10 protein-coding genes are annotated in these 11,041 nt (G+C 45.9%); 4 read left to right on the top strand and 6 right to left on the bottom strand.

Going from position 1 to position 11,041, the window contains the following annotated elements; all coding sequences use genetic code 11:
- Positions 1 to 92: 92 nt before the first annotated feature.
- Positions 93 to 1,763: a glycoside hydrolase family 13 protein gene (locus F8N00_RS11655; RefSeq protein ID WP_255998021.1), complete on the bottom strand. Its 1,671-nt coding sequence runs from the start codon at positions 1,761 to 1,763 to the stop codon at positions 93 to 95.
- 224 nt (positions 1,764 to 1,987) lie between these two features.
- Here F8N00_RS11655 and F8N00_RS11650 point away from each other — a divergent pair, with 224 nt between their 5' ends.
- The 3 genes from F8N00_RS11650 to F8N00_RS11640 are packed head-to-tail and all read left to right on the top strand — an operon-like array spanning position 1,988 to position 3,921.
- Complete coding sequence (locus F8N00_RS11650) at positions 1,988 to 2,605, top strand: hypothetical protein (protein ID WP_023468584.1); 618 nt, start codon at positions 1,988 to 1,990, stop codon at positions 2,603 to 2,605.
- 48 nt (positions 2,606 to 2,653) lie between these two features.
- The gene (locus F8N00_RS11645; RefSeq protein ID WP_055968468.1) at positions 2,654 to 3,448 is read left to right on the top strand and encodes a thymidylate synthase; all 795 of its coding nucleotides are present in this window, start codon (positions 2,654 to 2,656) and stop codon (positions 3,446 to 3,448) included.
- On the top strand, positions 3,445 to 3,921 hold the full coding sequence (locus tag F8N00_RS11640) for a dihydrofolate reductase (protein ID WP_035396944.1): 477 nt from the start codon (positions 3,445 to 3,447) through the stop codon (positions 3,919 to 3,921). The genes F8N00_RS11645 and F8N00_RS11640 overlap by 4 nt, the downstream gene beginning before the upstream one ends.
- A 50-nt stretch (positions 3,922 to 3,971) precedes the next feature.
- Here the strand turns inward: F8N00_RS11640 and F8N00_RS11635 are convergent, their stop codons facing one another.
- Both F8N00_RS11635 and fumC read right to left on the bottom strand, forming a co-directional pair.
- A complete protein-coding gene (locus F8N00_RS11635) occupies positions 3,972 to 5,489 on the bottom strand; it encodes a GGDEF domain-containing protein (RefSeq protein ID WP_055968470.1) in 1,518 nt (505 codons plus the stop codon).
- A gap of 80 nt (positions 5,490 to 5,569) precedes the next feature.
- Positions 5,570 to 6,964 carry a class II fumarate hydratase gene (fumC, locus tag F8N00_RS11630; protein WP_050677406.1) on the bottom strand — a complete coding sequence of 465 codons (1,395 nt, stop codon included), beginning with the start codon at positions 6,962 to 6,964 and terminating at the stop codon, positions 5,570 to 5,572.
- 117 nt (positions 6,965 to 7,081) lie between these two features.
- On the opposite strand from fumC, the gene F8N00_RS11625 reads away from it, so the two are divergent.
- On the top strand, positions 7,082 to 8,386 hold the full coding sequence (locus F8N00_RS11625) for a hemolysin family protein (protein ID WP_421018254.1): 1,305 nt from the start codon (positions 7,082 to 7,084) through the stop codon (positions 8,384 to 8,386).
- Positions 8,387 to 8,408: 22 nt separating this feature from the next.
- On the opposite strand, the gene F8N00_RS11620 is transcribed toward F8N00_RS11625, so the two are convergent.
- Genes F8N00_RS11620 through F8N00_RS11610 form a run of 3 tightly spaced genes read right to left on the bottom strand, consistent with a single transcriptional unit; the run spans position 8,409 to position 10,964 of the window.
- A complete protein-coding gene (locus F8N00_RS11620) occupies positions 8,409 to 8,810 on the bottom strand; it encodes a reverse transcriptase-like protein (protein ID WP_023468589.1) in 402 nt (133 codons plus the stop codon).
- Positions 8,803 to 9,762, bottom strand: coding sequence for a CobW family GTP-binding protein (locus tag F8N00_RS11615; RefSeq protein WP_055968474.1), 960 nt, complete (start codon positions 9,760 to 9,762; stop codon positions 8,803 to 8,805). The genes F8N00_RS11620 and F8N00_RS11615 overlap by 8 nt, the downstream gene beginning before the upstream one ends.
- 11 nt (positions 9,763 to 9,773) lie before the next feature.
- Complete coding sequence (locus F8N00_RS11610; protein WP_255998012.1) at positions 9,774 to 10,964, bottom strand: HD domain-containing protein; 1,191 nt, start codon at positions 10,962 to 10,964, stop codon at positions 9,774 to 9,776.
- Positions 10,965 to 11,041 lie beyond the last annotated feature (77 nt).

Below are 11,041 nucleotides of genomic sequence, written 5' to 3'. Positions count from 1 at the left end.
GAAAGCGGGCTTAGTGTCTCGCCTGAGAAAGGGGCGTGAAAAGACGCGTCATTCTTTTTTTGAGTCAGCCCTCTGTTTTATGGCTAGATGAATCAACCTTCAAACGTACGGAAGACGACTGCCTCATAAGGTCGAAGTGTGAGTTCGTCGGTAATGACGGACTCTTCATAGTTTCCGATGACCCGATCTGACGTATCATGCGTAGACGGAATATTCACATCATGATCCGCAAACGAACAGTAGACATACCATGTCTCCCCTTCAAGCGTTCGTGAGTAGGCGTAAACTTCTGGATGATCTTCGAGTAAGAGTTGATAGCGACCATAGACGACGAGCTCATGGTCATGTCGTAGACGAATCAACTGTTGATAGTAATAAAAGATGGATTGCTCATCTGCAAGCGCCTGTTCGACGTTGATTTCCGGATAGTTCGGATTGACCTTCAACCATGGTGTTCCCGTTGAGAAACCAGCGTTCTCCGACGCATCCCACTGCATCGGTGTCCGCGCATTGTCACGTCCTTTGACATGGATGGAACGTAGTAGTTCAGCCGGTGATGCTCCTTGTTCCGTACGTTCTTTCCACATGTTCCGAATTTCGATATCTTCATAGTCTGCAATGTCTTCAAAAGCGACGTTCGTCATACCGATTTCCTCGCCTTGATAGATATATGGCGTCCCTTTTAACAAATGCAATAATGTAGCAAGCATTTTAGCTGACTCGACGCGGTACGTCGTGTCATTTCCGAATCGACTAACGACACGGGGTTGATCGTGGTTGTTCCAATAGAGCGAGTTCCAGCCCGTCTCATGTAAGGCCGTCTGCCATTTGGTGAAGTTTTGCTTGAGTTTAAGTAAATCAAACGGAATGACGTCCCATTTCCCATTCGGACCTGAATCGAGATCCATATGTTCGAACGTAAAGACCATGTTGACCTCTTTACGTGCCGGATCCGTGTAAAGAATGGCATCATCCGTCGTCGCTCCTGGCATCTCACCGACTGTCAGGACATCGTATTTACCGAAGGAGGCTTCGTTCATCTCGTGTAAAAACTCATGGACACGCGGTCCGTTGATATAATGTTCTCCACCATCTCCATACAGTGCTCCTGGATGGACCGTCGCATCTGGTAAGCCAGGTGTCTTCGAAATCAAGTTGATGACATCCATTCGGAAACCATCAATCCCTCGATCCAACCACCGACGAATCATCCCGTACACATCATGACGCATCTGCTCATTTTCCCAGTTCAAGTCAGGCTGCTTCTTCGAGAATAAGTGTAAGTAATACTCATTCGTTGTTTCATCATATTCCCAGGCAGGTCCAGAGAAAATCGATCCCCAGTTGTTTGGTAGCGAACCGTCTGAATTTGCCGGGCGCCACATATAATAATCCCGATATGGATTGTCCTTGCTTTGACGCGACTCCGCGAACCACTGATGTTCATCTGACGAATGATTGATGACGAGGTCCATGACGATTTTGATATCTCGTGCATGTGCCTCATCTAGAAGACGATCAAAATCATCCATCGTCCCGAATTCCTTCATGATGGCTTCATAATCACGGATATCATAGCCATTATCGTCATTCGGTGAATCATAGACAGGACTTAGCCAAATGACGTCGATACCAAGTGTCTTCAAATAATCCAACTTTTCGATGATTCCGTTCAAGTCACCGATTCCATCCCCATTCGAATCATTATAACTACGTGGGTAAATTTGATAAACGACACTATCATGCCACCATTTACGTTCCATCCTCAACACTCTCCTCTTTTATGTACGTAACGTGCTACATATTGAGCAAACGATTGCATCAATTTGTAAAAGCGCTTTCAATTATCACAACGTCATCTTAACATGTCCATGAGAGGTGCTCAAGCAAGAACCTTAACATATTTGATATCATGAAATATGAAATACAAGTGTTTACTACATCCAAGATGATGGGAAAGAAAGGTATGAGAAAGGAGTGTGGACAAATGTATCGTCGATATTTGCTCTTCCTTGTCTGGGCGATTGCTATTGTCTTCATCTTATTATTTGGAAATAATCGTGTCTTTCCAGAAGGTTTCTTGATGTCGTTTTTACGTTTCGACCAAAGTCAATTTGATACATCCGCGTTAAGTTTATTTGCCTTACTCGGCATTTATCCGTTCGCTTTCTTTTTACTATTTCTAGATGAGAAACGATTCATGCGCCCCGGACCGCTCGTCGCAAGTATTGGATCGTTCTTCTTAGGTGCCTTCGTGTTGATGCCTTATGTCGCCCTCGCTATTCCAAGGAAAACGTTTCTTCCTTTTCGTCGTCGCGGGTGGATTCCTACCGTCGTCGCCTTACTTAGCGTCGTGACGACATTATTGCTTTGGATTGCTCTTGCTCGGTCTGATTGGAGTATATTCCGCATCTACTTTGAGACCAATCAATTCGTTCGAACGATGACCGTCGATTTGTTATTATTCTACATTCTGCAAGTCTATCTGCTCCGGCGCATTCGTGTTCGGAATGCACAATCACTAGAGTGGCAAGACGTGATTCCGCTCTTTGGCTTATTCCGTTATCTATTCGCAAGACATTTACCGACATCCTCAAAATCTTAATTTATGGTACAATGAAATTTGGATTTTTCGAAAAGGAGATGTCATCCGATGGAACAATATCATGCACTTTGCGAACACATTTTGGAACACGGAACAAAAAAGGAAGACCGGACGGGAACGGGAACACTCAGCGTGTTTGGTCACCAAATGCGCTTCTCCCTTCAAGATGGTTTTCCTCTCATTACGACGAAAAAGTTACATATGAAGTCGATCATCCATGAGTTGATTTGGTTCATCTCGGGTGATACGAATATTCGTTATCTACAGGAAAATGGTGTGCGGATTTGGAACGAATGGGCCGATGAGAACGGAGATCTAGGTCCTGTTTACGGGGCACAATGGCGCTCTTTTCCACGTCCAGATGGCACGACGGTCGATCAGCTAGCACAAGTCATTGAACAGATTAAGACGAATCCGGATTCTCGTCGTTTGATCGTCAGTGCTTGGAATCCTGGACAAGTCGATGAGATGGCTTTACCACCTTGTCATCTCTTGTTCCAATTTTATGTCGCTGACGGAAAACTATCATGCCAATTGTATCAACGTTCAGCTGATGTTTTCCTAGGCGTACCATTTAATATTGCATCTTATGCGTTACTGACACATATGATTGCTCATGTGTGTGGACTTGAGGTTGGTGACTTCGTTCATACGCTCGGTGACGCTCATATCTATTCAAATCATATTGAACAAGTTAATCTTCAGTTGACGCGTACCCCGAAAAAATTACCGACGCTGCGCTTCGCTCGAACAGTCGATCGTATTGAAGACTTCCGCTTCGAAGACATCATCATTGAAGGCTATGATCCTGATCCGCACATTAAAGGTGTGGTAGCCGTATGATCACACATATCGTAGCGTTTACAAAAAATCATGTCATCGGTCGTGACAATGCGATGCCTTGGCACCTTCCAGCTGATTTAGCTCACTTCAAGCGTACGACGATTGGCAAACCGATCATCATGGGACGAAAGACGTTCGAATCCATCGGACGACCGTTGCCCGGTCGAGAGAACATCGTCATTACGCGCGATCAGACGTTTGCAGCCGAAGGTGTAACGGTATGGCATGATCTATCTGCTTTGCAACCATACGTCGATTCAGAAGAAGAAGTCTTTTTGATTGGTGGTGGAGAGTTGTTTGCTCAAACGCTTCCTCTTGCTCGCCGCCTGTATGTCACTGAAATTGATACGGTTCTTTCTGGAGATGTACATTATCCCGAAATCCCATCTTCATTTCAGATTACTTCCGAAACACATTATGATGCGGTCGAGGGAAACGATTATCCGTTCATCATTCGTCGATATGATCAGTAACTAAAAAACAGCCACATTGCTCCGTATGATGGACGAATGTGGCTGTTTTTTTAAGGAATTTGCATGATCCATTCAGCAATCCATTCCTCCATATCAGAATCGATCTGTGAGGTCATGATATAGTCTGTCGCACCGCATGATAGCGCATTGGCTAAACGATCGTCTTCTTGATCCGTCACGACCAAAGCATCAATGATCGATTCCCGTTGTTGTCTCCACTCCTCTAATCGTACAAAGTTCTCGCTTGCTAACTGATCGAGTGAAAGAATCGCCAATTGTATTGGCGACGTCCGTTGATCATCTAGCGGAATCACCTCAATATGGTATTTCGGATGACCCGGCATATCAAGCGTATGTACCTGTTTAAGGAATCCTTCCTCGACACGGATATAGACTGGTATTTTTTCGATCGATATCGCTGTCGAATAGGACACCACTTGATTACGACCATTACGTTTCGCTTGATACAGAGCTTCATCTGCCTCTGCTGTTGCTTGCGCCAGGGATGTGAGGAGATCAAAAGCAAAGGAGAGACCAATCGAAACCGTTACTTTTAATCCGTTCGCAAAAATATGGCGCTCGACACGCTCGCGAATTTTATTCATACTCGCAACGGCTTGCGGTACTGTTTCTGCTGAAAACAATAAGATGAATTCCTCACCACCGAAACGAATGAATTCATCATCGAGACGAGCGGCTTGTTGAACGATGGTAGCTAGTTCGGAGAGGACCAAATCCCCCGTTGGATGTCCATGTAAATCATTGATCCTCTTAAAATGATCGATATCAAAAATCGCTAACCCAAATGTCCGCTGTTCACGTTCGAGACGTGCTACGCGACGATCAAAGGCATTTTGGAGGTATTTCCGGTTATAAGCTCCCGTCAGTTCATCGACCAAGATCGTCGAAGATACGACCCTTAATTTTCGTAATAGTCTCGCTAGACGAACATGTCGTTCTTCATTCGTCACTGTCTCATCCCAGTAGTCATCGGCTCCCATCTCATAGCTGACTTGACGAATATCAGACCGGTTTGGACCTACGATGATGACGGGAACGAATGCTGACTCCATTTGTTTGATCAGTTTTTGGAACAACTCCAATGATTCCACGATAGATGAATGGTCGATAATGACGGCATCCATAGCAATATCATGTGATATCGACAACGTGTCTTCCACCGAACTGAAGAATCGTGACATATAGCGCTCCTGTTCGAGCGATTTTTTCCATTTGATATTCTCAAGAAAACGTCTTGTCACAGTGACGACCAATTCTTTTCGAATCCGGTTGGCGCGTGAACGGTCCGACAACTGATCGACGATTGGCTGCAGTAATTCTTTAACGATTGGCTGCGTGATGACCGCATTCATTTGTTCCCACATCGCTTTTTCCCGACTCACTTGATCGGCAAGTCCTCTGAACAGTTCCTCTCTCCCGAGTCCTTCAAGCCAGCTTGCCAATGCGAGTAGTTCTGTTCGTGGCACGGCCGGCATCCGAAGTAACGTCTCGACCATGATGATCGTCTGTTGCAGTTGTTTTTCTATTCGTTTTCGACTTCGTTCCATCCAATCCCCTCTCTTTCTATACATCCGAAGAACAATCCTCGGATAAAGAGAAAGCGAGGGAAATCCCCCGCTTTTTCAATTCACGCTTTTAAGTTCGGACGGACCATATCTGCTGGTACGATCCATTGATCATATTGTTCTTCTGTTAATAAACCAGTCGCAAGTGCTGCTTCTTTTAATGTCGAACCTGACTGATGCGCTGCCTTTGCAATTTTCGCCGCATTCTCATATCCGATATGCGGGTTGAGTGCAGTGACAAGCATCAACGAACGTTCGACGTTCTCAGCGATGACGGACTGTTCTGGTTCGATTCCGATTGCGCAGTGGTCATTGAACGAATGCAAGGCATCTGTCAGTAAACGAACCGATTGTATGAAGTTATACATGATGACCGGCTTGAAGACGTTTAGTTCGAAGTTTCCTTGACTTGCAGCAAAACCAATCGTCGCATCGTTTCCAAGGACTTGCGCTGCGACCATCGTCAACGCTTCACTTTGAGTCGGATTGACTTTCCCCGGCATGATTGAGCTTCCCGGCTCATTTTCTGGAATCGTGATTTCGCCGATCCCTGCTCGTGGACCTGATGCGAGCCAGCGAACGTCGTTTGCGATCTTCATCGCGTCCATCGCTAACGCTTTGACCGCTCCATGTGTAAAGACGAGTTGATCGTGGCTCGTTAGGGCGTGGAATTTGTTTTCTGCGCTCGTGAATTCATATCCCGTCTCCTCGCTCATCTTTTGCGCAGCCAAATCACCGAACTCAGGATGTGCGTTGATGCCCGTTCCAACAGCCGTACCTCCGATTGCTAATTCTGTTAACGGATCAAGCGTCCGTTCGATCATCTGCTTCGAAAGTGCAAGCATCCGGACCCAACCGCTGATTTCTTGACCGAGTGTGATCGGTGTAGCATCTTGCAAGTGTGTCCGTCCAATCTTGACGATATCCGCAAACGCGTTCGCTTTTTCGTCAAGTGTCGCATGCAACGCATCGATTGCTGGGAATAGTGATTCCAGCAAGACTGTCTTCGCCGCTAAATGCATCGCTGTCGGATATGTATCATTTGAACTTTGTGATTTGTTGACGTCATCATTCGGATGAATCGTCGTCTCACTGCCTTGTTCTTTCAACTTGCGTGTCGCGACCCGAGCGATCACTTCGTTGACGTTCATATTTGACTGTGTACCTGAACCCGTTTGCCAAACGACAAGCGGAAACTCATCATCGAATTTCCCCGCGATGATCTCGTCACATACTTCAGCGATGACACCTGCTTTTTCTGCCTCAAGCACGCCTAAGTCGCGGTTCGCAAGCGCCGCTCCTTTTTTCAGGACTGCAAAGGCACGAATGACTTCAATCGGCATTTTTTCCGTTCCGATCTTAAAGTTTTCTAGACTACGTTGTGTTTGTGCGCCCCATTCCTGCGCTTCTGGTACACGAATTTCCCCCATCGTGTCACGTTCTACACGGTATTCCATAAACAAATTCCCCCTTTTGATTATTTCTCTTTTAGTTTAACGCAAAAGTAGACAGAATGGGAATGAGAGAGACAGTTTTGGGGAATAGTTTATTATCGAAAAAGGAGTGAAGATTTCATGTGGTTGATTAACTTAACGATTGTACTGCTTTTGATTCTAGCAAACGGTATTTTTGCGATGACTGAACTCGCTTTGCTTTCCTCAAAACGGTCCAAATTAGAGAAAGCAGCGAATGATGGCAAAAAGTCAGCCCATGTTGCATTAGAGTTACTCGATCGACCAACCGATCTGTTATCGACTGTTCAAGTCGGCATCACGTTAATCGGAATCGTCAATGGTGCCTTTGGTGGTGCTGCTCTCTCAGGACCGGTCATCAAGTGGCTTGCTCAATTCGCGTGGCTCGCCCCTTATGCCAGTACGATCGGTTATATTCTCGTCGTAACGATCATCACCTATATTTCGCTCGTCATCGGTGAACTCGTTCCTAAGCGTATCGCCCTTGTCAGTCCAGAACGGGTCACGATGTGGCTTGCCCCACCGATGCGTTTTTTCTCGATTGTGCTTCGACCATTCATTTGGGTTCTAAGTAAGTCCACGAGTTCCATCTTCCGTTTGATTGGTCTGGATCGCCTGCAAACAGAAGACGAGACGGAAGACGAAGTCCGGCAATTACTGATTCGTGGTACGCAAGAGGGCACCTTCAATCGATCAGAAGCGGAGCAAGTCTCTCGTGTGTTTGATTTTCATGATTTGTACGCGTACGAACTGATGGAGCCGCGTACCGTTACCGAATGGATTGACTTAGCGGATGACTCCGACACGATCTTACAAGAGCTCCGGCAAGCACGACATCGAAACTTACCGGTTGGTCATGGTGACTTGGATCACTTTGTCGGTTTCATCGATGCGAAAGAGGTGCTATCAACGGAACGACCTGTTCAAGAACTTGAACGACTGATTCAATCACCACTGATCGTTCCCCGTCAATTAAAAGCAACCGTCTTGCTTGAACGGATGCGCAAAGAGACGGTATCCATCGCCTTTGTTCTTGATGAATACGGTGGTTTCCTCGGCATGATCACCTTATTCGACATCCTCGAAGCATTCGTTGGCGAAATTTCAAGCGTCGAGGAAGAACCGGAACTCGTCATGCGAAAGGATGGCTCCTTCCTCGCGGATGGTCTATTGCACATTGATGATTTAAAGCGGACGCTCGGTTATACAGAAGTCTTACCCGGTGAACAGTTGAACGCCTATCATACGGTTGCTGGTTTGATTCTATATACGTTAGGTGATGTACCCTCCCGTGGAAGTACTGTCGAAATTGGACCGTACCGGTTTGAAGTCGTTGATTTAGACGGACGACGCGTCGACCAAATTCTGATCGAGCGCATCGAACATGAACAAACACCCCTACCGTGAGGATAGGGGTGTTTGTCGTCAATCATGCTTCGTATAATCGTAACGCTTCTCGTGCGACACGATCTGCTTTGTTCTCCGACCGTGGAATCCACTTCACGAAAGCGAGTGGTAAGAGTTGATAACGCGCAAAGGCAGGATCAAAGATCGTCTGTGTTCGTTTGTTCTTGACGAATTCGCGTTCGACTGCGAGTGCAACCGCTTCTGAATCCGTCCGAAACGAAATGACGCTCTCGCCTTGTGCAATCAGTTCGTGCGCCCAATCGACGGCTTTCGCAAAAGCAATAAATTCTGCTTCATGATTATTGATCGCTTGAATTTGATACATTTTTTCCGTGACTTCTCCCTCGGAATTTTTACTGAAAAGCCCAACCGCCGCTTCATCATTTGAAGGACGGACCGTACCGTCAAAATAAAGTTCAACCATGTTCAATTGCCGCCTCGATTCCTTTTCGTATCGCTTGTTCATCTAGCCCTTTCCCAATGAAGACGAGCGTCGTCTTTGGTTGTTCGCTAAATGGTTCTCTGATTGCTGTGCCGTAAATCATGCCAGTACCTTGTAAAATGACCTTTCGATCCGTATCTGCAAAATGAATGATTCCTTTATAGCGATAGAGATCTTCCGCATACGCTTCTAACACCTCACGTAGGACCATTCCGAATCGATTTCGGTTCAAGGGTCGTTCCTCGACAATCGTCAATGCCGTGAAATCCTCAACCGACTGATGAATCTGATCCGTTTGTTGACTGAGTCGTACTTGCTCTTCTTTTGGAAAATGGAACGTTTCAAACAGTCGGTCCGATTCAAGTTGAGCCTGTTCCGTTTCAATGATAGCTGCAGAAGGATTTCGTTCGCGCAGTAAAGCGGACAACGTTTCGCGCTTTGACACGTCAATCAAATCCATTTTATTCAAGATCAGGACGTCAGCAAAGCCGATTTGTTTCACATTTTCTTGGAACGTCAGTTGACGTTCCAAGTGGTACGCATCGATGACTGTGACAACACTTGAAATCTGATAGGACTGTTCAACAGCCGGCTCAAAGTAGAATGTCTGTAGAATCGGTCCTGGATCCGCAACGCCTGTCGTCTCAATCAATAATCGATCAAACGATAACTCCCCATCTCGACGGCGTTTTGCGATCCGTAGCAACGCATCCCGTAAATCGCCGCGAATCGAACAACAAATGCAGCCATTCGTCAATTCGATCATCTCTTCGTCACTTCGTTCAATCAATGCTTCATCAATATGAACAGAACCTACTTCATTGACGAGCAAGGCAAATTTTTCTGTCGGTTGAGAAACGAGATGATTGAGTAGCGTAGTTTTACCGGCACCTAAAAAACCAGTGATGACAGTCGTACGTATTTTGTCTTGCATGATTTCACTCCTTAGCGTCCTTGTTGCTGACGCCATTTTTCTTTTCGTGCATCGAGTAGATCAATCGCATGAAGATACCAAGCATCTGTCGTTTGCGGCGTAACACTTGATCCCCACTCGCGTTTACCATGGTGTGATAATACCATATGCATGAGACGGTGATAAACAGCACGCGGTAATCGGATATCTTCTTCTCGAAGTGTTTGTTCAAGAACAAAACAACCATATGGCATATGACCCATCAATACACCGTCCGGATCAAGCGCAATACCTGCCAGTTCTTCCTCTTCCTCTGTTACGTGCAACAGTCTTGAAAAACGATCTGTCGATGCACCCGCATGCGTATACTCCCATAGCTTTCCGATGTCGTGCAATAAAATACCGAGCAACAACTCATTCGGATTCGGTCGTTGATCTAACAGAGCAATCCCTTTTGCCGCTTGATAGAGGGCATCAAAACTGTCATCCCAAGAAAATTGACGTATCTCTCGTTCAGCTGCTTGGAAGAGTTCATTTTTATGATCGGCTTCTGCTTCTTGAATACATTTGAGTAGCGTCAAGTATGGTTGTTCACTATCACAGATTCCTCGACCAATCGTCATCATACAAGCAGTATGTTTCAGCAACCCACCGATATAGGCATGGTGATGAAACAGAGCAGCCGGTCGTGTTGAAAAATCCGCCCAGTACTGTCGCAGAATCGATAGTGCGATTTCTTGGTAAGGAGAATCAAGTTGATCGATTAGTCCAAACAACTGATCACGATACGTTTCAAGGGATTCATCTGCCGGTAATTGCGGCAAGAACTGCGTCGGTGAGGCATCATGAATCGGAGTGACGCGCTGAACGGTCAATGACTTGTTTCCGGATTGCGGCGGATATTCCTCTACCTTCGCCTCGACCCGAACGATTCGTGTTTCGAGATATGGACGAAGTGCTTCTTCTGCCGTTCCTTGATTGATCCACTGTTTTCCCTTACAAGATCCAGCGGGCGAATTGAACGTGAACTGTAACCATTCTCTCCCGGTTTGACCAGTACGGATTTCACCAGAGGCAACGAGTAACACTTCTTCGATTCGCTCACCCGGAACAAGCGTCTCTATCGAAAGTCCAATCGGTTGATTCGATTGATGGATGGAAAAAGCATCATTTCCATAAGAAGGCATTGTCACTTCCGGAAGTGCTTTGAATAATTGAATCACGTCATCTCACTCCTTTTTCTTCACTCATATCATAGCAGACACGATTTCATCACGACTACTAATAAACAGATATTGTA

The sequence above is a fragment of the Exiguobacterium sp. A1_3_1 genome (assembly GCF_048985645.1).
GTDB classification, from domain to species: Bacteria; Bacillota; Bacilli; order Exiguobacteriales; family Exiguobacteriaceae; genus Exiguobacterium_A; species Exiguobacterium_A indicum.
Note: the sequence above shows the minus strand (reverse complement) of the source record. Positions and strands in the feature narration are given on the sequence as shown.